General features: G+C 59.8%; 20 protein-coding genes. 6 read left to right on the top strand and 14 right to left on the bottom strand.

Going from position 1 to position 21,307, the window contains the following annotated elements; genetic code table 11:
- Positions 1 to 13: 13 nt before the first annotated feature.
- Positions 14 to 274: a hypothetical protein gene (locus AC1DKH_RS14255; RefSeq protein WP_477753108.1), complete on the bottom strand. Its 261-nt coding sequence runs from the start codon at positions 272 to 274 to the stop codon at positions 14 to 16.
- 237 nt (positions 275 to 511) lie between these two features.
- Here AC1DKH_RS14255 and mgrA point away from each other — a divergent pair, with 237 nt between their 5' ends.
- Entirely contained in the window at positions 512 to 1,549 is a 1,038-nt protein-coding gene (mgrA, locus tag AC1DKH_RS14250) for an L-glyceraldehyde 3-phosphate reductase (RefSeq protein WP_477798474.1), read from the top strand.
- Between the two features lie 117 nt (positions 1,550 to 1,666).
- Here mgrA and tauD read toward each other — a convergent pair whose 3' ends face one another.
- The 7 genes from tauD to AC1DKH_RS14215 form a co-directional block, all read right to left on the bottom strand.
- Positions 1,667 to 2,503 (bottom strand): taurine dioxygenase, encoded by an 837-nt coding sequence (gene tauD, locus AC1DKH_RS14245; RefSeq protein WP_477763763.1) that lies wholly within the window; start codon positions 2,501 to 2,503, stop codon positions 1,667 to 1,669.
- 158 nt (positions 2,504 to 2,661) lie between these two features.
- A complete protein-coding gene (tauC, locus tag AC1DKH_RS14240; RefSeq protein WP_477798473.1) occupies positions 2,662 to 3,495 on the bottom strand; it encodes a taurine ABC transporter permease TauC in 834 nt (277 codons plus the stop codon).
- A complete protein-coding gene (gene tauB, locus AC1DKH_RS14235) occupies positions 3,492 to 4,286 on the bottom strand; it encodes a taurine ABC transporter ATP-binding subunit (RefSeq protein ID WP_477798472.1) in 795 nt (264 codons plus the stop codon). The genes tauC and tauB overlap by 4 nt, the downstream gene beginning before the upstream one ends.
- A gap of 15 nt (positions 4,287 to 4,301) precedes the next feature.
- Positions 4,302 to 5,279 (bottom strand): taurine ABC transporter substrate-binding protein, encoded by a 978-nt coding sequence (tauA, locus tag AC1DKH_RS14230; protein WP_477753114.1) that lies wholly within the window; start codon positions 5,277 to 5,279, stop codon positions 4,302 to 4,304.
- A gap of 226 nt (positions 5,280 to 5,505) precedes the next feature.
- A complete protein-coding gene (gshA, locus tag AC1DKH_RS14225; protein ID WP_477753115.1) occupies positions 5,506 to 7,089 on the bottom strand; it encodes a glutamate--cysteine ligase in 1,584 nt (527 codons plus the stop codon).
- A 232-nt stretch (positions 7,090 to 7,321) separates the two neighbouring features.
- On the bottom strand, positions 7,322 to 7,705 hold the full coding sequence (locus tag AC1DKH_RS14220) for a PaaI family thioesterase (RefSeq protein WP_056726920.1): 384 nt from the start codon (positions 7,703 to 7,705) through the stop codon (positions 7,322 to 7,324).
- Positions 7,705 to 10,029, bottom strand: coding sequence for a Tex family protein (locus AC1DKH_RS14215; protein WP_477798471.1), 2,325 nt, complete (start codon positions 10,027 to 10,029; stop codon positions 7,705 to 7,707). Before AC1DKH_RS14215 ends, AC1DKH_RS14220 begins: the two co-directional genes overlap by 1 nt.
- Before the next feature lie 362 nt (positions 10,030 to 10,391).
- On the opposite strand from AC1DKH_RS14215, the gene ompR reads away from it, so the two are divergent.
- Positions 10,392 to 11,132, top strand: a complete 741-nt coding sequence (ompR, locus tag AC1DKH_RS14210) for an osmolarity response regulator transcription factor OmpR (protein ID WP_007972873.1) — start codon at positions 10,392 to 10,394, stop codon at positions 11,130 to 11,132.
- Positions 11,133 to 11,247: 115 nt separating this feature from the next.
- Positions 11,248 to 12,561 carry an ATP-binding protein gene (locus AC1DKH_RS14205; protein ID WP_414876977.1) on the top strand — a complete coding sequence of 438 codons (1,314 nt, stop codon included), beginning with the start codon at positions 11,248 to 11,250 and terminating at the stop codon, positions 12,559 to 12,561.
- Positions 12,562 to 12,664: 103 nt separating this feature from the next.
- Here the strand turns inward: AC1DKH_RS14205 and rimK are convergent, their stop codons facing one another.
- Positions 12,665 to 13,570: a 30S ribosomal protein S6--L-glutamate ligase gene (gene rimK / locus AC1DKH_RS14200; RefSeq protein WP_007972871.1), complete on the bottom strand. Its 906-nt coding sequence runs from the start codon at positions 13,568 to 13,570 to the stop codon at positions 12,665 to 12,667.
- Positions 13,567 to 14,046: a retropepsin-like aspartic endopeptidase RimB gene (rimB, locus tag AC1DKH_RS14195; RefSeq protein WP_477753119.1), complete on the bottom strand. Its 480-nt coding sequence runs from the start codon at positions 14,044 to 14,046 to the stop codon at positions 13,567 to 13,569. The genes rimK and rimB overlap by 4 nt, the downstream gene beginning before the upstream one ends.
- Positions 14,047 to 14,262: 216 nt before the next feature.
- Between rimB and AC1DKH_RS14190 the strand changes: the two genes are divergently transcribed.
- The 3 genes from AC1DKH_RS14190 to AC1DKH_RS14180 all read left to right on the top strand — a co-directional run bounded on the left by AC1DKH_RS14190 (position 14,263) and on the right by AC1DKH_RS14180 (position 17,520).
- Entirely contained in the window at positions 14,263 to 14,667 is a 405-nt protein-coding gene (locus AC1DKH_RS14190) for an RNA-binding S4 domain-containing protein (RefSeq protein ID WP_108216131.1), read from the top strand.
- A 228-nt stretch (positions 14,668 to 14,895) separates the two neighbouring features.
- Entirely contained in the window at positions 14,896 to 15,798 is a 903-nt protein-coding gene (gene hslO / locus AC1DKH_RS14185; protein WP_477753121.1) for an Hsp33 family molecular chaperone HslO, read from the top strand.
- A 180-nt stretch (positions 15,799 to 15,978) separates the two neighbouring features.
- On the top strand, positions 15,979 to 17,520 hold the full coding sequence (locus AC1DKH_RS14180; RefSeq protein WP_477798470.1) for a phosphoenolpyruvate carboxykinase: 1,542 nt from the start codon (positions 15,979 to 15,981) through the stop codon (positions 17,518 to 17,520).
- A gap of 58 nt (positions 17,521 to 17,578) precedes the next feature.
- On the opposite strand, the gene AC1DKH_RS14175 is transcribed toward AC1DKH_RS14180, so the two are convergent.
- The 4 genes from AC1DKH_RS14175 to AC1DKH_RS14160 all read right to left on the bottom strand — a co-directional run bounded on the left by AC1DKH_RS14175 (position 17,579) and on the right by AC1DKH_RS14160 (position 21,301).
- Complete coding sequence (locus AC1DKH_RS14175) at positions 17,579 to 17,932, bottom strand: DUF1493 family protein (protein ID WP_477798469.1); 354 nt, start codon at positions 17,930 to 17,932, stop codon at positions 17,579 to 17,581.
- Positions 17,929 to 19,206 carry a type II toxin-antitoxin system HipA family toxin gene (locus tag AC1DKH_RS14170; protein ID WP_477798468.1) on the bottom strand — a complete coding sequence of 426 codons (1,278 nt, stop codon included), beginning with the start codon at positions 19,204 to 19,206 and terminating at the stop codon, positions 17,929 to 17,931. Before AC1DKH_RS14170 ends, AC1DKH_RS14175 begins: the two co-directional genes overlap by 4 nt.
- The gene (locus tag AC1DKH_RS14165; RefSeq protein WP_477798467.1) at positions 19,203 to 19,697 is read right to left on the bottom strand and encodes a helix-turn-helix domain-containing protein; all 495 of its coding nucleotides are present in this window, start codon (positions 19,695 to 19,697) and stop codon (positions 19,203 to 19,205) included. Before AC1DKH_RS14165 ends, AC1DKH_RS14170 begins: the two co-directional genes overlap by 4 nt.
- 317 nt (positions 19,698 to 20,014) lie before the next feature.
- Positions 20,015 to 21,301 (bottom strand): OprD family porin, encoded by a 1,287-nt coding sequence (locus AC1DKH_RS14160; protein WP_477798466.1) that lies wholly within the window; start codon positions 21,299 to 21,301, stop codon positions 20,015 to 20,017.
- Between the last annotated feature and the right edge of the window lie 6 nt (positions 21,302 to 21,307).

Raw genomic sequence — 21,307 nt, 5'->3', positions numbered from 1 at the left:
GCGCCGGGGCTTTTCAGGTCTCGGCGCTCAGCACCATGAACAACACCAGCGCCGCCACCGGAATGCTGAACACCATCGTGCCGATCCCCAGTTCCGTACTCAACGCCTGTCCGGCGGTCACCACGCCGATGGCGCCGTTGATCACTGTCAACGCCAGCCACAGGATCACGAAACTGTAGGTGAGTGTCTGACGGCTGAAGCCGAGTTTCTCGCCGATGAACAGCATCATCGCGAGCAGGACCAGGCCGAAGGTGATGATGATCGTGGTGTGCATGGCTTGCTCCATCCTTGCGATAGCTATCGCTTCTTCGTTGCTTCGGCGACTTTGTTCCTGTCGACCCGGATCACGCAAGCCTGTCGCTGTTTTGTTCAATTCTCCGGGCAGATTAATTTTCTGTGAAACGTTTCAGCATTTAGTCGAATCCCAGGTTTTTTGGCGTCCGTGCGGGCGTATGCTGGACGACTGGCGAAGCAGTCGATACCAGATTCAAGACCGACAAGAGAGGATTCGATGACTTACACCGCTGCCGAAAACCGCTACGACTCCATCCCTTACCGCCGCGTAGGCCGCAGCGGTCTGGTGTTGCCGGCGCTGTCCCTGGGACTGTGGCACAACTTCGGCGACAGCACGCCGATCGATACCCAGCGCGCATTGCTGCGCACGGCGTTCGACCTGGGCATCAACCACTTCGACCTGGCCAACAACTACGGCCCGCCGTACGGCAGCGCCGAGATCAACTTCGGCCGTTTACTGCGTGAAGACTTCAAGCAGTACCGCGACGAGCTGATCATTTCCAGCAAGGCTGGTTGGGACATGTGGCCCGGCCCTTACGGTCAGGGCGGTGGTTCGCGCAAGTACGTGCTGGCCAGCCTTGACCAGAGCCTGCAACGCCTGGGCGTGGACTACGTCGACATCTTCTATTCTCACCGTTTCGATCCGGACACCCCGCTGGAAGAAACCGCCAGCGCACTCGCCACGGCGGTGCAGCAGGGCAAGGCGTTGTACATCGGAATCTCGTCCTACTCCGGGGTGAAAACCCGCGAAATGGCGGCGTTGCTCAAAGAGTGGAAAGTGCCGCTGCTGATTCACCAGCCGGCCTACAACCTGCTCAATCGCTGGGTGGAAAAAGACCTGCTGGACACCACCGACGAACTCGGCACCGGCGTGATTGCCTTCACCCCGCTGGCCCAGGGCTTGCTGACCGACAAGTACCTCAACGGCGTGCCGGCGGATGCGCGGGTCAACCGTCCGGGCGGTGCTTCGTTGCAGGCATCGCATTTGTCCGAGGCCAACATTGCCCAAGTGCGGGCACTCAACGAAATCGCCAGGCGTCGTGGCCAGAGCCTGGCGCAACTGGCACTGGCCTGGACCCTGCGCGATCCACGGGTCACGTCGGCATTGATTGGCGCGAGCCGGCCGGAGCAGATCATCGAGAACGTCGGGGCGTTGAAGAACCTGAGCTTCAGTGCAGAGGAACTGGCGGAGATTGACCGGTTTGCCCGGGAGGGTGGGGTCAATCTTTGGGAGAAGCCTTCGACGGCGGAATAACCCTGAAAAGCAAAAGATCGCAGCCTTCGGCAGCTCCTACAGGATCAATGTTCGACCGTAATATTTGCGGCGAACGCAGTCAATGTAGGAGCTGCCGAAGGCTGCGATCTTTTGATCTTAAAATGGCACATCCCCCAACACCGTCGCCCGCTGCATCACCCGCCGCGCCGGCCGGTAATCATCCACCGCGTAATGCTGGGTCACGCGGTTGTCCCAGAACGCAATGTCGTCCTGCTGCCAGCGCCAGCGAATGGTGAACTCCGGCCGCGTTGAATGGGCGAACAGGAACTTCAGAATCGCCTCGCTCTCGGTTTCCGACAGTTCGTTGATCTTCGAAGTGAAACCTTCGTTGACGAACAGCGAGCGGCGCCCACTCACCGGGTGCGTGCGGATCACCGGGTGCGACAACGGCGGATTCTTGCGTCGTGCCTCTTCCCACTGGACCAGCGCCTCGGGCGTGTTGCCATAGCGCTCCAGCGGGAATGAACGAGTGAAATCGTGGGTGGCAGTCAGCCCTTCGAGCAAGGTTTTCATCGGCGCCGACAGGGCTTCATACGCCGCGATCCCGCTGGCCCACAACGTGTCGCCGCCAAACGCCGGCAGCAACTTGGCGCTGAGTACCGCGCCCATGGCCGGGGTCGGCAGGAAGGTCACGTCGGTGTGCCAGATCGCGTTATCGCGTACGTCGGTGACGGCGGTGTCGAGGATCAGTACCTCTGGTTGTTCTGGCACATTGGGGTAGATCGGATGAATGTGCAGGTCGCCGAAATTCGCGGCGAATCGCGCCTGTTGCTGTGGCGTGATCGGCTGCTCGCGAAAGAACAGGACCTGATGCTTGAGCAGGGCCTGTTCGATGGCATCGCGCTGCTCCAGGTTCAGTGGCTGGCTGATGTCGACGCCGCTGATTTGCGCACCGAGGGCGGAGCTTAAGGGGACGATGGTCAGGTGGCTCATGGTGGTTCTCTTCAATCTGGAGGTGCCAACTGTAGGAGCGAGCTTGCTCCGGGCGGCGTTCCGACGATGGTCGTTAACGATAACGCGTGTTTACTGGCTAAACGCGGCGCTCTTGAGTCCATCGCGAGCAAGCTCGCTCCTACAGGGGTGTTCAATATTCAGTGATTTTGGCCGTGCCACGGCACCAGTTTGCGTTGCAGGGCACGCAGGCCCAACTCCATCGCGAAGGCGATCAGCGCGATCACCAGAATCCCCAGTACCACCACATCGGTGACCAAAAACTGCGCAGCCGATTGCACCATGAAGCCAAGACCGCTGGTGGCGGCAATCAATTCGGCGGCGACCAGGGTCGACCAACCCACACCGAGGCCAATGCGCACACCGGTCAGGATATCCGGCAAGGCACTCGGCAAAATGACGTGGCGAATCAACTGCACGCGCGTTGCACCGAGCGACTGCGCGGCACGCAATTTGGCCGGGTCGACCGTACGCACACCGGTGGCGGTGGCGATGGCAATCGGGGCGAAGATCGCCAGGTAGATCAGCAGCACTTTCGACAATTCGCCGATGCCGCACCAGATCACGATCAGTGGCAGATAAGCCAGCGGCGGAATCGGCCGGTAGAACTCGATCAGCGGGTCGAGCACACCACGGGCGATACGGTTGGCGCCGATGGCGATGCCCACCGGCACGGCGGTGAGAATCGCAAAGCCGAGGCCCAGGCCGATGCGGCCCAGACTCGCGCCGAGGTGCTGCCACAGGGTTGAATCCATGTAGCCTGAAGTCGCCAGCAGCCAGCCTTTTTGCAGCACGGCGGAAGGTGGCGGCAGGAACAGCGGTTCGATCAAGCTGGTCGCCGTCACGGCCCACCAAATAGCAACGAGAACGAACAGTGTCAGCACACTGATCCAGCGCGTGCTCAAGCTGCGTGGCACCGGAGTCACGGGAGTGCCTGGCTTGATCGCTGCGACGGGAGTTTGGTAACTGCTCATGCGCGCTCCTGCCACTGGGCGGCACTGCGTTGGGAGAACACTTTGGCGAGTACGTGTTCGCGGGTTTCGATAAAGCGTGGGTCGGATTTGATCGAGCGGGCCGATTCACCGGCGGCATAGCGCTGACCGAAATCGAGGCTCAGGCGCTCGACGATTTGCCCCGGGTTTGGTGCCAGCAGAATCAGGTCGGTGGCGAGGAACACGGCTTCTTCGATGTCGTGGGTAATCAGGAACACCGGTTTGGCGGTACGTTGCCAGACTTGCAGCAACAGTTCCTGCATCTGCTCGCGGGTGAAGGCGTCGAGGGCACCGAAAGGCTCATCCATCAGCAACACACGCGGGTCGGCGGCGAGGGCGCGGGCCAGGCCGACACGCTGCTTCTGGCCACCGGAAAGCTGCCAGATGCGGCGCTGTTCAAAACCGGAAAGGTCGACCAGGGCGAGCATTTCCCGGGCGCGGGCTTCGCGTTTGTCCCGTGCGATACCGGCCAGCTCAAGACCGAACCCGACATTGGCCAGTACGTTTTGCCACGGCAGCAACGCGTCGTCCTGGAACACCACGCCACGCTCGGCACTCGGGCCTTTGACGGGCACGGCGTCGAGGGTGATGCGCCCGGCGCTGGGCTCGACGAAACCGGCAATCAGGTTCAACAGCGAAGTCTTGCCACTGCCGGACGGGCCGAGGGCGACCAGCAATTGCCGGGGCCCCAGGCTCAGGGAGATATCCGCCAGCACCGGTTCCGGGTTGCCGGGGTACTGTGCGCTGATGCGCTCCAGCTGTAGCAAGGCCATTGCATTGACTCCCGATCAGTTGGTGATGAACTTGGCGCTGACGTACGGTGCGTAGTCCGGCAGCACGGCCTCGACCTTGCCTTGTTCCTTGAGGAACGCCGCGGTGTCGGTGATGGCTTTGGTGGTTGGCGCGCCGAGGGTGAGCACCTGGTCAGCCGCCAGCGGGTAGACGTTGCCTTGCAGCAGCAACGGAATGTCGCTGGCCTTGGCGCCGGAGAGCTTCACCAGTTTGTCGACGTTGCCCTGGTTGGCGAGCCAGGCTTGCGGGTCTTTGCGGTAATCGGCATAGGCGTCCAGGGTCACTTTGGCGAACGCGGTGACGATTTCCGGATGCTTCTCGGCGAAATCCTTGCGCACGATCCAGGCGTCGAAGGTCGGTGCACCGAACTTGGCCAGTTCGCCGGAGGTGATCAACACCTTGCCGTTTTCCTTGGCGACACCGAGGGCCGGATCCCAGACGTAAGTGGCGTCGATGTCACCGCGTTTCCAGGCGGCAATGATCGCGGGTGGAGCCAGGTTGAGGACGGTGACTTTCGATGGGTCGATGTTCCAGTGCTTGAGCGCAGCGAGCAGGCTGTAGTGACCGGTGGACACAAATGGCACGGCGATTTTTTTGCCGATCAGGTCTTGCGGGGTCTTGATCCCGGAACCGTCGCGGGCGACCAAGGCTTCAGCGGCGCCGATCTGGGTGGCGATGAGGAAGGTTTCTACGGGGACTTTGCGAGTGATGGCGGCGGTCAGAGGGCTGGAACCGAGGTAGCCGATCTGCACGTCGCCGGAGGCGATGGCAGCGATGATATCGGCACCGTTGTCGAATTTGCGCCAGCTGATATCGGCCTTGGTGGCTTTTTCGTAAGCGCCGTCGGCCTGGGCGACTTTCGCCGGATCAACGGTGGTCTGGTAGGCGACGGTGAAGTCGGCCGCCTGGGCAAAAAAACTTGCGGTAACCAAGGAAGCGGCCGCCAGCAAGCGTAGAGGGAAAGTCAGTTTCATCAGAAAGCTCCTTGTCAGGCGACCGAGAGTCGGCGTGAGAAAGAGACTAAATGATCTAAGAATTAGAAAATAAATAACTTTTTCGAATTAGCTTATGAGGGGAGCACCCGGTGAATCATTGTGAATGGGCTGGAAACAAAAAGATCGCAGCCTTCGGCAGCTCCTACAGGAAACGCATTCCAATGTAGGAGCTGCCGAAGGCTGCGATCTTTTTTACAGGCGCCGATTAGTTACTGATCGCCAGAATGCTCGCCTGATACGCCCCGACAAACACATCGAAATCACCGACTTCGTTCTGCTCCAGCTCAGCCTGTTGAGCCAGGGACGAACGTGCCCGCTCTTCAAACTGCGCCTGTTCTTCAGCCGCCAATGGCTCGCTGCGGAAGAACTCGGCATGGGCCTGGCTCTGGCGCAGTGAGAACTGGGTAAAGCTCTCCTTGTGCTCGGCCATCGCTGCCAGCACCTGGGCCGAGGGCGTCAGGGACGGGTCCCGAACCTTGGCCATCTGGGCGTCCAGCGCTTTGCTGTGGGCATCGCCGCCATGGCTCTGGTCGAGCATCGCGGCCAATGGAGCAATTTTCTCCAGCAACTCGCCGGCCCATTCCTTGAGGTCAACCGGCTGGCCATCCCGTTGCAGCTGCAGGCCTGGACGACGACCTTCCTTGACCACGCTGAGGAAGTTCGAGGTCGCGTTGCCGCAATTGGTGTTGGTCAGCAGCGGGCTGTCATTGAGCGCGCAGTACAGCAGGAACGCATCGAGGAAACGCGACTCGGTGAGGTCGATGCCCATCGGCAGGAACGGATTGATGTCCAGGCAGCGCACTTCAATGTACTGGATACCTCGGGCCATCAGTGCCTGGATAGGGCGTTCACCGGTGTAGGTCACGCGTTTCGGGCGGATGTTGGAGTAGTACTCGTTTTCGATCTGCAGGATGTTGGTGTTGAGCTGTACCCACTCGCCATCCTGGTGGGTGCCGACTTCGACATAGGGTGCATACGGCGTGGCCACCGCTTTGCGCAGGCTGTCGGTGTAGCTGTTCAGATCGTTGTAGCACGGCGTCAGGCCGGCCTGGGCGCTGCTCTGATAACCCAGGTCGCTCATGCGCAGGCTGGTGGCGTAAGGCAAGTACAAAGTCTGCGGATCCAGTTGCTCCAGCTGATGTGAACGACCGCGCAGGAAGCCGGCGTCCAGTGCTGGCGAGGCGCCGAACAGGTACATCAGCAGCCAGCTGTAGCGGCGGAAGTTACGGATCAGGGCGATGTAGGAGGACGACTGAAAGTCGCGGTCAGTGCCGACAAAACCCTCGGCCTGCCTGAGCAACGGCCAGAGCTTTTCCGGCAAGGAGAAGTTGTAGTGAATGCCGGCAATGCATTGCATGGTTTTGCCGTAACGCAGGGCCAGACCCTTGCGGTAGACGTACTTGAGCTGCCCGATATTGGACGTGCCGTAATAGGCGATCGGGATGTCTTCCTCGGCCGGCAACGGGCACGGCATCGATGGACTCCACAGATACTCGTTGCCGAGCTTGCTGTAGGCAAAGCGGTGAATGCTGTCCAGGCTCGCCAGCGTATCGGCAGGATCGGGCAGGGCCGGGGTGATGAACTCCAGCAGCGACTCGGAATAGTCGGTGGTGATCTGTTCATTGGTCAGCGCGGAACCCAATTCTTCCGGGTGCGGCGTTTGCGCCAGGCGACCTTCATCGGTCACGCGCAGGCATTCACGTTCGATGCCGTGAAGGCACTGTTCGAGCAGAGAGAGGTTAGCGCGCTCGCCGAGCAGAGCCAGGCGGCGGTTGAGAAGTTCGCTCAAGTTGGATTCCTTCACGCGTCAGTCGCCCCAATATGGGGGTGGGCAAGACGGTCTACAAGGGTGAAGTTAAAACTGGCGTTTTCGCCTGGTTTTGTAGGAGCGAGCTAGCTCGCGATGGAGGTTAACGATAACGAGGGGTGCCTGATTGAAAACGGCGCCCTGACGTTCATCGCGAGCAAGCTCGCTCCTACAGGTCATTGCGCCGAAATTAACTCAAATCGGGGAAGACTATCTACAGGACAGCGAACGTGCCTTGTGCTTTTGCGACCAGTTTGTCGCCCTGCACCACATCGGCCTCGACCACCAATGTGCGGCGACCCGGGTGGATCACCCGCGCCGTGCACATTACCTCGCCGTCCGAGACGGCGCGGATGTAGTTGATTTTGCACTCGATGGTCGCGCTCTGCTGGTCAAAGCCGTGGGTGCTGGAACAGGCCAGCCCCATGGCAATGTCCACCAGGCTGAACAAGGCCCCGCCGTGCAGCTTGCCACCGCGATTGCGCAGCTCGGGTTCCAGCGCCAGGGCGACTTGCGCCACCCCGGTTTCCAGACTGTGCAAGCGGCAGCCCAGCAGCTTGAAAAACGCGCTTTCGGTCAGCCCGGCGGGAATGTCCATCAGCGTTTCTTCAACTGCTTGGCATTGGCGAACAACGAAGCCATGGCATTGTTGCCCGGTGCTGTCGCCGTGGTTTCCTTGCGCGGTGCGGTGTTCTGGGACTGGCGTGGAGCCGACCCCGGACGCGCGCCGCGAGCACCGTCGATTTTCTCGCCCGGGGTGTCGCTCATGCGCATCGACAGGCCCACGCGTTTGCGCGGGATGTCGACTTCCATGACCTTCACTTTCACCACGTCACCGGCCTTCACCGCTTCCCGTGGATCCTTGATGAACTTCTCCGAAAGTGCGGAGATGTGCACCAAACCGTCCTGATGAACGCCGATATCGACGAAGGCACCGAAGTTGGTCACGTTGGTCACCACGCCTTCGAGGATCATGCCCGGTTGCAGGTCCTTGAGGTCTTCGACGCCTTCCTGGAACTCGGCGGTCTTGAACTCGGGACGCGGATCGCGGCCGGGTTTTTCCAGTTCCTGGAGGATGTCGGTGACCGTCGGCAAACCGAAGGTTTCATCGGTGTACTTCTTCGGATCGAGACGCTTGAGGAACGTGGCATCGCCAATCAGCGAGCGGATGTCACGGTCGGTTTCGGCGGCGATGCGCTGAACCAGCGGATAGGCTTCCGGGTGAACCGCCGACGAGTCCAGCGGGTTTTCGCCGTTCATGACGCGCAGGAAGCCGGCGGCCTGTTCGAAGGTTTTTTCACCCAGGCGGGCGACTTTCTTCAGCGCAGCGCGGGTTTTGAACGCGCCGTGCTCGTCGCGGTGGCTGACGATGTTCTGCGCCAGGGTCGCGTTGAGGCCGGAGATCCGTGCCAGCAGCGCCACGGACGCGGTGTTTACGTCCACGCCGACGGCGTTCACGCAGTCCTCGACCACCGCATCCAGGCCACGGGCCAGTTTCAGCTGCGACACGTCGTGCTGGTACTGGCCGACGCCGATGGATTTCGGATCGATCTTCACCAACTCAGCCAGCGGGTCTTGCAGGCGACGGGCAATCGACACGGCGCCACGGATCGACACGTCGAGGTCCGGGAATTCCTTGGAAGCCAGCTCCGATGCCGAGTAAACCGATGCACCGGCCTCGGACACCATGACCTTGGTCATTTTCATGGCCGGGTATTTTTTGATCAGTTCCGCGGCCAGCTTGTCGGTCTCGCGGCTGGCGGTACCGTTGCCGATGGCGATCAGGTCCACCGAGTGCTTGGCGCACAGGGCGGCGAGCACGGCGAGGGTCTGCTCCCACTTGTTGTGCGGCACGTGCGGGTAAACCGTGGCGTGATCCAGCAGCTTGCCGGTGGAGTCGACCACGGCGACCTTGCAACCGGTGCGCAGGCCCGGGTCGAGGCCCAGAGTGGCGCGCGGGCCGGCCGGGGCCGACAGCAGCAGGTCGTGCAGGTTGTGGGCGAATACGTTGATCGCTTCGGTTTCCGCGCCATCGCGCAGCTCACCCAGCAGGTCGGTTTCCAGATGGGTGTAGAGCTTGACCTTCCAGGTCCAGCGCACCACTTCGCCCAGCCATTTGTCGGCGGCGCGGTTCTGGTTCTGGATGCCGAATTGCTGGCCGATCATGCCTTCGCACGGGTGCATGGTGCCCGGCAGTTCCTCGCCGACTTTCAGCGCGGAGCTGAGAATGCCTTCGTTGCGGCCGCGGAAAATCGCCAGGGCGCGGTGCGACGGCATGCTTTTGAGCGGTTCGTCGTGTTCGAAGTAGTCGCGGAACTTGGCGCCTTCCTCTTCCTTGCCGGCAATCACGCGGGCACTGAGGGTGGCTTCCTGCTTGAGGTAGTTGCGCAGCTTTTCCAGCAGGCCGGCGTCTTCGGCGAAGCGCTCCATCAGGATGTACTTGGCGCCTTCGAGGGCTGCCTTCACATCGGCCACGCCTTTTTCGGCGTCGATGAAACGTGCGGCTTCGGTTTCCGGGCTCAGGGCCGGGTCGTTGAACAGGCCGTCGGCCAGTTCGCCGAGGCCGGCTTCCAGGGCGATCTGGCCCTTGGTGCGGCGCTTCTGCTTGTACGGCAGGTACAAGTCTTCGAGACGGGTCTTGGTGTCGGCGAGCTTGATGTCGCGTTCAAGTTGCGGGGTCAGCTTGCCCTGCTCCTGGATGCTGGCGAGGATGCTGATACGCCGTTCGTCGAGTTCTCGCAGGTAGCGCAGGCGCTCTTCCAGATGACGCAATTGCGTATCGTCGAGGCTGCCGGTCACTTCTTTCCGGTAACGGGCGATGAAGGGAACGGTAGAGCCTTCATCGAGTAGCGCGACGGCCGCTTCGACCTGTTGTGGGCGTACACCGAGTTCCTCGGCGATGCGGCTGTTGATGCTGTCCATAAAACCACCTGACAAATTGTGAAAGCAGGCTCGCAGGCGCAGAGATAGGGCCTCGGCGAGTCTGGTTGAGCGGCCTGGCCTGCACCGCTACCTGGATCAAAAGGTATCCCGTTGACCCGTGAAATCGAACAATTACTGCCGACGCCATGAAAATAAATGGAGTCCGTCTGTAGTACCTGTCTGATGTTGCCTGACACAAAAGGCCGGGCATTATAACCAGCGTTACGGCATTCGGGGGCATCGCGGGTTGCCGGTGCAATGGCCGGTTTTCTGGCGGTATAGGAAAAATCTGCTAACAATGCACACGGTGCGTATAACGGCAGCTACGCCATAATGCGCGCCGAGATCAAAGGGAGCATCCAATGAGCAGCACTGCACAAACTGCTGAAGGCGAAAAAATTCTTATCGTTGACGACGATCCGGGGCTGAGCAGCCTGCTGGAACGTTTTTTCGTCAGCAAGGGCTACCGCGCCCGCGCCGTACCGAATACCGAGCAAATGGATCGCCTGCTGGCGCGCGAAGTGTTCAACCTGGTCGTCCTCGACCTGATGTTGCCCGGCGAAGACGGCCTGACCGCCTGCCGCCGTCTGCGCAACGCGAACAACCAGATTCCGATCATCATGCTCACCGCCAAGGGCGACGAGCTGAGCCGCATCAAGGGCCTGGAACTGGGCGCCGACGATTACCTGGCCAAGCCGTTCAACCCCGATGAGTTGATGGCTCGCGTCAAGGCGGTATTGCGTCGCCAGTCGGCGCCGGTGCCTGGCGCTCCGGGCAGCGAAGACGAAAGCGTGACCTTCGGTGACTACGAGTTGTCCCTGGCCACCCGCGAGCTCAAGCGCGGCGAAGAAGTGCACATGCTCACCACCGGTGAATTCGCTGTGCTCAAGGCCCTGGTGATGAATGCGCGTCAACCGCTGACCCGCGACAAATTGATGAACCTGGCCCGTGGTCGCGAGTGGGATGCCCTGGAGCGTTCCATCGATGTGCAGATTTCCCGTCTGCGCCGGATGATCGAGCCCGATCCGTCCAAACCGCGTTACATCCAGACTGTCTGGGGCGTGGGTTACGTGTTTGTACCGGATGGTACCGCCACCAAGTGATTGGCGATTTGTAGGAGCGGGTCATGCGGACAACGGATCAATCGATCCTGTCCGCAGACTCGCGATCCGCAATATGCGAGCATCGCTCGCTCCTGCAAGTGTTTAACGGCTATCCATGAAAACCCCCGTTTGGTTTCCCCAGAGCTTCTTTTCTCGCACCCTTTGGCTGGTGCTCATCGTCGTTCTCTTCTCCAAGGCGCTGACCCTGGTTTATCTGCTGATGAACGAAGACGTGCTGGTGGACCGCCAATACAGCCACGGTGTCGCCCTGGTGTTGCGTGCCTACTGGGCGGCTGATGAAGAGAACCGCGCAAAGATTGCCGATAGTGCACCCCTGATCAGGGTAGTGGGCGCCGGTGTCCCGGAAGGCGAGCAACATTGGCCCTACAGTGAGATTTACCAGCGACAGATGCAGACCGAGTTGGGGCCGGACACCGAAGTGCGACTACGCATGCATTCTCCCCCGGCACTGTGGGTTCGTGCTCCGAGCCTGGGTGAAGGCTGGCTGAAAGTGCCGCTGTATCCGCATCCGTTGCGCGGTCAGAAAATCTGGAACGTGCTCGGCTGGTTCCTCGCTATTGGCCTGCTGTCCACCGCTTCGGCCTGGATCTTCGTCAGCCAGCTCAATCAACCTTTGAAGCGTCTGGTGTATGCCGCACGGCAACTCGGCCAGGGCCGTAGCGTGCGCCTGCCGATCAGCGATACGCCGAGTGAGATGACCGAGGTTTACCGCGCCTTCAACCAGATGGCCGAAGACGTCGAGCAGGCCGGTCGCGAACGCGAGTTGATGCTGGCCGGGGTGTCCCACGACTTGCGTACGCCGTTGACCCGCTTGCGGCTGTCCCTGGAGCTGATGGGCGACCACAGTGACCTGACGGACGACATGATCCGTGACATCGAAGACATGGACGCGATTCTTGACCAGTTCCTGGCGTTCATTCGTGACGGACGTGATGAGTCGGTGGAAGAAGTGGACCTGAGCGATCTGGTTCGTGAAGTCGCCGCGCCGTACAACCAGAACGAAGAGAAAGTGCATTTGCGCCTGGAGCCGATCCAGCCGTTCCCGCTGCGTCGGGTATCGATGAAGCGGCTGCTGAACAACCTGATCGGTAATGCTCTGCATCACGCCGGCAGCGGGGTGGAAGTGGCGGCATATGTGTCCGGGGATACCAGTGCGCCGTATGTGGTCCTGAGTGTCATGGACCGTGGCGCGGGGATCGATCCGTCAGAGCTGGAGGCGATTTTCAACCCGTTCACCCGCGGCGATCGTGCCCGCGGCGGCAAGGGCACCGGGTTGGGATTGGCAATCGTGAAGCGGATCGCTTCGATGCATGGCGGGAATGTCGAACTACGCAATCGCTCGGGTGGTGGGCTGGAAGCGCGGGTGCGGTTGCCGTTGGGGTTGATGTTGCCGCGGGATGCGGTTTAACGGCTGAAAAGATCGCAGCCTCGCTTCGTTCGACAGCTCCTACAGAAAAATGCGATCCCCCGTAGGAGCTGTCGAGCGAAGCGAGGCTGCGATCTTTTCAGGCTCAACCCTTACCTTTGGTCCGCGTCATATTCGGCCCACCATTCTTCTCCAGATGCTCAATGATGATCCCCGCCACATTCTTCCCGGTGGTGGTCTCGATCCCTTCAAGCCCCGGCGACGAGTTCACTTCCATCACCAGCGGCCCGTGATTGGAGCGCAGGATATCCACTCCCGCCACCGCCAGCCCCATGACCTTCGCCGCACGCAACGCTGTCATGCGCTCTTCGGGTGTGATCTTGATCAGGCTCGCGCTGCCACCGCGATGCAGGTTGGAGCGAAACTCGCCGGGTTTGGCCTGGCGCTTCATCGCCGCAATCACCTTGTCACCGACGACGAAGCAGCGAATATCCGCCCCGCCAGCCTCCTTGATGTACTCCTGAACCATGATGTTCTGCTTGAGGCCCATGAATGCCTCGATCACCGATTCCGCGGCCGTGGCGGTTTCGCACAGCACCACGCCGATGCCCTGGGTACCTTCCAGCACCTTGATCACCAACGGCGCGCCGTTGACCATTTCGATCAGGTCGGGAATGTCATCGGGGGAGTGGGCAAAGCCGGTCACCGGCAAACCGATCCCGCGACGAGACAGCAATTGCAGCGAACGCAGCTTGTCCCGCGAACGGGCAATGGCCACCGATTCGTTGAGTGGAAATACCCCCATCATTTCGAACTGGCGCAGCACTGCGCAGCCATAAAAGGTCACGGACGCACCGATCCGTGGAATCACCGCATCGAAACCCTCCAGCGGTTTGCCGCGGTAGTGGATCTGCGGCTTGTGGCTGGCGATGTTCATGTAGGCGCGCAAGGTGTCGACCACCACCATTTCATGGCCACGCTCGGTACCGGCTTCGACCAGACGACGGGTGGAATACAGACGCGGGTTCCGCGACAGCACAGCGATCTTCATGCAACACCTGTGGAGGAGGTAGATACCGGGAACACCGGCTTGTCTTGTACATACTTGATGCCCGGATTGACCACCAACTGGCCGTGGATCAGGGCTTTGGAGCCGAGCAGCAGGCGATAGCGCATGGACTTGCGGCAGGCGAGCGTGAACTCGACCCGCCAGACCCGATCACCAAGGGCCAGGGTGGTGCTGATCACGTATCGCACCTGCGCGTGACCGTTTGAGCTTTTAATGGTTTTCCTTGTCACCAGCGGTGCTTCGCAGCGACGGTGACGTAACTGCACCACCGTGCCCAGGTGTGCCGTGAAACGCACCCACTGCTCGCCGTCGCGCTCGAACGGCTCGATTTCGGTGGCGTGGAGGCTTGAGGTGCTGGCGCCGGTATCGATTTTTGCCCGAAGGCCGGCGACTCCCAAATCAGGGAGCGCCACCCACTCGCGCAGACCGATAACGGTCAAATGGTCAAATGTCTTCAATATTGCTCAACCGGTAGAAGCCGCGGTGGCCGCAGGCGACCGAATTCGCGGTATTCACGCAGAATAATGATTAAAAGGCGACAGATATCTACGGCCCGGATTTCCAGCCCCGCAAGGAGGTTATGGAATGTCAGCATTGTAGTCCGGGACGGAGTAATTCTTGGTACGACAGAAACGGTAGTACAGTTCACCAATATTTCAGAATGAGGAAATTCCATGGCACAAAAAAACGAAGAGGACGACAAAGTCCGCCTCGATAAATGGTTATGGGCTGCGCGTTTTTACAAAACCCGGGCCTTGGCCAAAGCGGCGATTGAAAGCGGCAAGGTGCATTGCCGGGGTGAGCGCTGCAAGCCCGGCAAGGAGCCACGTATCGGCGATGAATTCGTGATTCGTACCGGTTTCGACGAGCGCACGGTGGTGGTCCAGGCGCTGTCGATCGTTCGCCGTGGCGCGCCGGAAGCGCAGATGCTGTACGCCGAAACCGAAGCCAGCATCGCCAAGCGCGAAAACGCCGCCGCCGAGCGTAAAGCAGGCGCTCTGGGCGTGAGCACCGATGGCAAACCGAGCAAGAAACAGCGGCGGGATCTGTTCAAGTTTCGTGGCAGCAGCAACGAATGATTGACCGGGTCCGTCGATCACTCATACAGGCAAAGACTTGTAATTGTGCTTGCGCGTAGCCATATGGGGTAATTCGCCTACCCTGCATGAGCCATTGGCAGTGCCATTCGTCGTAAAGCGCACGCAGTCGCCGGCCTGTAAGCCATAACCAGACAGCAAGACGCTATGGCCAAGGCGTAACCTCGAATTCTGTAATCACTTTTGTCACCACTTCAGATACCCAGACTTATGACCGACCTATCGGATAACGACTTCACCCAACGCTTCATCTTCGATGACAGCGACACCCGTGGCGAGCTGGTCTCTTTGGAGCTCAGCTACGCCGAAGTCCTGGCCAAACACGCCTACCCGCAGCCGGTCGCGCAACTGCTCGGCGAGCTGATGGCGGCTGCATCGTTGCTGGTCGGCGCGTTGAAGTTCGATGGCTTGCTGATCCTGCAGGCCCGCTCCGAAGGTCCGATCCCGCTGCTGATGATCGAGTGCTCCAGCGAGCGCGATATTCGTGGCCTGGCCCGTTACGAAGCGGACCGCATTGCCCCCGACGCTACCCTGGCCGACTTGATGCCGGATGGCTCGCTGACATTGACCGTCGACCCGAAACAGGGCCAACGCTACCAGGGCGTCGTCGATCTGGATGGCGAAACGTTGTCCGACTGCTTTACCAACTACTTCGTCATGTCGCAGCAGATTGGCACGCGTATCAAGCTCTGCGCCGATGGCCGCCGCGCCCGTGGCCTGTTGCTGCAGCAACTGCCCGCCGACCGCCTTAAAGACGAAGAGGACCGCGCTGCCAGCTGGCAGCACCTCACCGCATTGGCCACCACCCTGACCGCCGATGAACTACTGGGCCTGGACAACGAAACCGTGCTACATCGTCTCTACCACGAAGAGCAGGTGCGTCTGTTCGATGTGCAGAAGTTGCGCTTTCGCTGCAGCTGCTCCCGCGAACGTTCAGCCAATGCGCTGGTCAGTCTGGGTATGGAAGACGCGCAGCAATTGGTGGTCGAGCACGGTGGCAACATCGAGATCGATTGCCAGTTCTGCAACCAGCGCTACCTGTTCGATGCCGCCGACGTGACTCAATTGTTCGCCGGTGCGGGTATCGAGACGCCGTCAGATACCCGTCACTAAAACGATTCAGCGCAGGTAAATTCACTGGCTGCCGCCGGATTAATGCCGTTACGACAGGAGGGGCCTACTCTTTTTGGGCTTTTCTGGCATAATCCGGCCCACTTTTTTCGCGGTAGTAGTGCACGACTTTCTACTACAAAAACGTTTGGAGCACTCGGCCACTGGCCGACGGGGAACCTCATGACGCAAGCCAACAATGCCGTGTACACCGATCTGAGTGTTGATGATCTGGTTAAAGAAGCCCTCAACCGCGGTGAAGGCGAGCTTGCCGATACCGGCGCACTGGTTGTTCGTACCGGTCACCGTACCGGCCGTTCGCCAGTCGATCGTTTCATCGTTGAAGAGCCAAGCACCCAGGCCGCCATCGCCTGGGGCCCGATCAACCGCAAGTTCCCGGCCGACAAGTTCGACGCCCTGTGGGCTCGCGTTGAGGCATTCAATAACGCGCAAGAGCATTTCGTTTCCCACGTGCATGTAGGTGCGGCTTCCGAGCACTATCTGGCCGTGAAGATGACCACCCAGACCGCCTGGCAGAACCTGTTCGGCCGTTGCCTGTTCATCAACCCGGCTCAGTACAACCCGGCGGGTCGTGAAGAGTGGCAGGTGCTTAACGTTGCCAACTTCGAATGCGTGCCAGAGCGTGACGGCACCAACTCCGACGGCTGCGTGATCCTCAACTTCGCACAGAAGAAAGTGCTGATCGCCGGCATGCGTTACGCCGGTGAAATGAAGAAAGCCATGTTCTCGGTGCAGAACTTCCTGCTGCCGGCTGCCGACGTACTGCCAATGCACTGCGCCGCCAACATCGGCGAAGAGGGCGACGTGACCCTGTTCTTCGGTCTGTCCGGTACCGGCAAGACTACCCTGTCCGCCGACGAAAGCCGTTACCTGATCGGTGACGACGAACACGGTTGGGGCGAAGGCGTGGTGTTCAACATCGAAGGCGGTTGCTATGCCAAGTGCATCGACCTGTCCGAGAAGAACGAACCGGTTATCTGGAAAGCCATCAAGCACGGCGCAGTCCTGGAAAACGTCGTCATCGATGACGCCAAGCACGCCGACTACGCCGATGTCAGCCTGACCCAGAACAGCCGTGCCGCCTACCCGCTGGAGCACGTTGCCAAGCGTTCCGAGAAGAACCTCGGTGGCGAGCCGAACGCTGTGATCTTCCTGACCTGCGACCTGACCGGCGTGCTGCCGCCAGTGTCGATCCTCAACGAAGAACAAGCGGCTTACCACTTCCTGTCCGGTTACACCGCACTGGTGGGTTCGACCGAAATGGGTTCGGGCAGCGGCATCAAGTCGACCTTCTCCACCTGCTTCGGCGCACCGTTCTTCCCGCGTCCGGCCGGTGAATACGCTGAGCTGCTGATCAAGCGCATCCGCGGCTTCGGCTCCAAGGTCTACCTGGTCAACACCGGCTGGACCGGCGGTGGCTACGGCGTCGGCAAGCGCTTCAACATCCCGACCACCCGCGCCGTGATCGCAGCGATCCAGAGCGGCGCGCTGATCGGTACCGAGACCGAGCACCTGGACACCATCAACCTCGACGTGCCAGTGGCCGTACCGGGCGTTGAGACTGGCCTGCTGAACCCACGCAACACCTGGGCCGACAAAGCCGCCTACGACGAAGCCGCCAAAGCATTGGCCGGCCTGTTCATCGAGAACTTCAAGAAGTTCGAAGTGAGCGACGCGATCAAGGCCGCTGGTCCAAAGCTGTAAGCGTTGGTTTGATGCAATGAAAAAGCCGCCCTTCGGGGCGGCTTTTTCGTGCGCGTCGTTACAGGCCTTCCAACTCCTGCGTGTCCCAGCGCTGAGCCTGAACGGCCCGGTAGAGCATGCCGATGGTCAATGGCACCTTCTCGCCGCGACCCTTGGCTTTTCGCTTTAGATTCACATCGTGGCCGTCGGGCTGGAAATAGCGATAGCTGTCGAAATCCACGAAATCGATGGCAAAGTGGTTTTCCAGGGTTTCGATCAGGTGTTGAGCATCGGCGCCGTTGCAACCCAGGTCGAAGTTGATCGAGGTGCCGAGGCTGATGGTTTTGCGTTCGGGCAGACCGAGTTCTTCATGCAGCAGTTGTATGAGTTGCTGCATCAAGTGGTCGTCAGGGAGGTTGGGGGCGAGGTTCATTGCATAGGTTCCGCTAATCGAAATGCAGGCGCCATATTATCCTGCTCACGTTTCGATAGCCCCAAAGCCCCCGCTAGTGTTGGCCATTGGCTGACAACTTCTTTGAAGCTGTCGATGATGTTTTCTGCATCCGCACGACCGACCCGAAAATACTCTGCCACTTCCCGGGCCAGCTCCAGATCCAGTGCGTTATCGGTATCGGTGATGTTGAGCTTCAAGCCGTCGGCGTGGGCCACCGGGTTCATGTCATAGGCGGCAGACAATCGCCATCCACGATCCGGATCAAGGATAAAACCATGGTTGCGCAGGTGGTCGTCGGTGTTGGAGACCAGGATGTTGAAAACAATCCGAGACCACAACTCTCGAAGGTCAGCGTTGGTTTGCGAGCCATGTTCCATGAGCACTTCGGCTAACTCAAGGTAGCTTGCGCCGACGGAGGCATCGTCACCGTCAACGCGATCAGTCATGGTCATGCCTGAGGCAAAATGCAGTCGGCCACCCCGTTCAGTACGATCGAATCGCTTGACCATGAAGCAGTGATGATCACTGGCATAGCGTCGGGCGATACCGGTCGCGACTCGCAGGCCACAATGACTGGCCAAGGCATTCACCACCAGTTCCCAAGCGCCAATGTCATAGTCGTCGCGGGTGCTGGGGAACTTGGCAATCCACAAGTGACCGTGCTCGTCTGCAACGCTGGCCTTGGGGCGGGCGCCACCCAGTGAGCCTCCAGGTGCGATCAGCATTCTCAGCCACTCGCGGCCATCGAGTGAGGTGTTGTCCGGATCGTTTTCCAGAGCTCGGCTTGCTTGTTCCAACGCCCGCAACTCGATGAAGGGTGGGGCGGCCACGCCATCGCGATCATCGAGAAAGTTGCCTTGGTCATTGAGCTTGTAGCGGATTGCACCGACCCGATAGAGGTCATGTACGCCTAACAGGAAATCCGACTCGTGGAGCTTGCTGCCTTTGGCAGCCAAGCCGTCGTGGATATCGCGCTCCAGTCGCCGCTTCATCAACAGTTGACCCCACCGATCCGGGCTTGAGTCAGCGAACACGCCAAATCGGCTTTGATGTTGCCCCGGGAACTGACGACCCTCATAGAGCCCGATTCGAGGGTCCAGGGGTGTGAAGTTCAACTCGGGGTCAGCTAACGCAGCGGCGTCGTATTCAAACTCGAAGACGTCCGTGGAGCGGGCTTTTCGGGCATGCAAGAAACCGAGACGTCTGGGCCCATTCAAGGATTCCCAATCGGCATACACCGCAATTTGCGTCATTTTTCACCTGTCGCGGGCTTGGTTTTTTTCTTGGTCAACAGACTGGAAAGTGAGTGGGTGTTGAAGGGGAAGTCAGCGGATAGCTCTTCTGTGTGGGTGGTACTTTCAATCACTCCAGTATCTTTTTCAGGTATTGGGGAGGCTTTTTTTACTGCGCTTATTCGGCGTACTCGTAGGTTCGAGTCTTTGACTGAGGTTGCCTTGGGTTTGAGTTGTGCGTCCTGCAGTTGCCGCCCCACCTCATCGGTTGCCGCGAGTTTGTTCAAGTCTTTTTCCAGACCCAGAACTTGCATGACAGACAGGTAGGCGCCGATGGTCACCCCTGAGCCACCTGATTCCAGAGAGCGCAAGGTTGTCAGTGACATGCCCGACCTCTCAGCGACTTGTTTAGCTGTGAGTTTGCGGCGTAGGCGAGCGAGTTTCAGTCGCTCGCCGAACTCGGAAAGTAGTCTGGAAGCGGCGGGCAAGAGTGGAGCTGTCTTCTTGGCCATATGCCAATATTCCTTCATTAAGGCGCTATAACTGCCAGAATAATAGCACTTAAAGGAAAAAATGAGCGGCGATTGGGGCATTGAAAAAGACACCATTCTCGTGACGCTGATTTCCTTTCGGAAGACATGCTAACTGCCATTATTCCAGCTGCTTTATATTTAAACAGCCAGAATAATTCCACTTTAGTGTACTGTCCCGTCCTGAAACAGGTGTAAACCTATTTCAGGACGGGACAATGAGCCACAAAAAAGCCCCGAACCAACCGGGGCTTCTTCATTCTCAGCCTTGCATCAGGCCTCGACACCACAACCGATCATCAAAAGATATTGATCGGGTAATCCACGAACACACGCACTTCGTTGCCGCTGACGTTGTACTCGCTCGATTTCTGCGACACGCGCAGGACCGAGCTGCGCAGTTTCACGCTGAGGTCTTTGGCCGGGCCGCTTTGGACGACGTATTTGATCTGGTTGAAGATCTCGCGCTCGGTGCCGCCTTCGCTGGTGGAAGTGGTGATGTTGTCGCCGCGCACGTAGGCCACGTTGTAGCTCAGGCCCGGTACACCGAAGGTGCTGAAGTCCAGGCCGTAGCCCACCTGCCAGCTGCGTTCGTCTTCGGCGTTGAAGTCGGACCAGTAGGAGTTCGCCAGGTAGATGGTGTTGCCACCGTCGCCGACGCGACCCTGGTCTTTCTGGTAGCCGCCGTAGGCGTAGCCCAGGTTGCTGTCGCCGGTGCTGCGCTGATGCGCGAGGGTGAACGAGTGCGGGCCGGTGATGAAGGTGGCCGCCAGGCTCCAGATCTTGTTGTCGTCGCCGGTGATACCGTTTTCGCGAACGTAGGAATCTTCCAGCTTGGTGCGGTAGCCGTTGAAGTCCAGGGTCAGGGACTGATCCTTGTCGATCGGGAACACGTAGTTGGCGTTCACGTATTGTTTCTTCAGCACGTCTTCGACGTCGGAAGCGTACAGCGCGGCCTTGAATTGCTCGGTGAACTGGTAGCTACCGCCCAATACGTTGATCGACTTCAAGCCACCGCTGTCACGGCCTTCGGCGCTTTTACGCGATTCGGCGGTGAAGCGACCGGCGTCCAGTTGCAGGCCTTTGATCTCTTTGGAGGTGATCAAGGTGCCGGTGTAGCTTTCCGGCAGCAGGCGCGAGTTGTCGTAGTTCAGCACCGGCAGGGCCGGCATCTGGTCGCCGTAGGTCAGGGTGGTGCTGGACAGGCGGAACTTGATCGCTGCGCCGCCCTTGGACAGGTCGTCAGCCGGCTGGCCGCTGTCGCCCTTTTTGAAGAAGTCGATGCCTTGCGCGCCGCTACGGTCTTCGCTGCGTTCCAGGTTCAGTGCGTACAACCCGAAAGCGTCCACACCCACACCCACGGTGCCTTGGGTGAAGCCGGACGAGAACGTGCCGATAGCCGCCTGGCCCCACTCGGATTTATCCGGGTTGCCGTCTTTGAAGTCACGGTTCATGTAGGCGTTGCGCAGCAGCACTTTGAGGCTGCTGTCTTCAACAAAACCCTTGGATTCGGCCTGGTCGTTCGCCGTGGCTTGTGTAGCGCTCAACATCCCCAGGACGATCAGGCTGATTCGCTTGTTCAACATCGTGTT

It is taken from the genome of Pseudomonas sp. 05L36 (assembly GCF_056398125.1).
This window is presented reverse-complemented; position numbering and strand designations above follow the sequence as displayed.

Coding starts and splice junctions, on each gene's coding strand:
- AC1DKH_RS14255 (WP_477753108.1), bottom strand. CDS start 274: ATGCACACCACGATCATCATCACCTTCGGCCTGGTCCTGCTCGCGATG.
- mgrA (WP_477798474.1), top strand. CDS start 512: ATGACTTACACCGCTGCCGAAAACCGCTACGACTCCATCCCTTACCGC.
- tauD (WP_477763763.1), bottom strand. CDS start 2,503: ATGAGCCACCTGACCATCGTCCCCTTAAGCTCCGCCCTCGGTGCGCAA.
- tauC (WP_477798473.1), bottom strand. CDS start 3,495: ATGAGCAGTTACCAAACTCCCGTCGCAGCGATCAAGCCAGGCACTCCC.
- tauB (WP_477798472.1), bottom strand. CDS start 4,286: ATGGCCTTGCTACAGCTGGAGCGCATCAGCGCACAGTACCCCGGCAAC.
- tauA (WP_477753114.1), bottom strand. CDS start 5,279: ATGAAACTGACTTTCCCTCTACGCTTGCTGGCGGCCGCTTCCTTGGTT.
- AC1DKH_RS14220 (WP_056726920.1), bottom strand. CDS start 7,705: ATGGACATTCCCGCCGGGCTGACCGAAAGCGCGTTTTTCAAGCTGCTG.
- AC1DKH_RS14215 (WP_477798471.1), bottom strand. CDS start 10,029: ATGGACAGCATCAACAGCCGCATCGCCGAGGAACTCGGTGTACGCCCA.
- ompR (WP_007972873.1), top strand. CDS start 10,392: ATGAGCAGCACTGCACAAACTGCTGAAGGCGAAAAAATTCTTATCGTT.
- AC1DKH_RS14205 (WP_414876977.1), top strand. CDS start 11,248: ATGAAAACCCCCGTTTGGTTTCCCCAGAGCTTCTTTTCTCGCACCCTT.
- rimK (WP_007972871.1), bottom strand. CDS start 13,570: ATGAAGATCGCTGTGCTGTCGCGGAACCCGCGTCTGTATTCCACCCGT.
- AC1DKH_RS14190 (WP_108216131.1), top strand. CDS start 14,263: ATGGCACAAAAAAACGAAGAGGACGACAAAGTCCGCCTCGATAAATGG.
- hslO (WP_477753121.1), top strand. CDS start 14,896: ATGACCGACCTATCGGATAACGACTTCACCCAACGCTTCATCTTCGAT.
- AC1DKH_RS14180 (WP_477798470.1), top strand. CDS start 15,979: ATGACGCAAGCCAACAATGCCGTGTACACCGATCTGAGTGTTGATGAT.
- AC1DKH_RS14175 (WP_477798469.1), bottom strand. CDS start 17,932: ATGAACCTCGCCCCCAACCTCCCTGACGACCACTTGATGCAGCAACTC.
- AC1DKH_RS14170 (WP_477798468.1), bottom strand. CDS start 19,206: ATGACGCAAATTGCGGTGTATGCCGATTGGGAATCCTTGAATGGGCCC.
- AC1DKH_RS14165 (WP_477798467.1), bottom strand. CDS start 19,697: ATGGCCAAGAAGACAGCTCCACTCTTGCCCGCCGCTTCCAGACTACTT.
- AC1DKH_RS14160 (WP_477798466.1), bottom strand. CDS start 21,301: ATGTTGAACAAGCGAATCAGCCTGATCGTCCTGGGGATGTTGAGCGCT.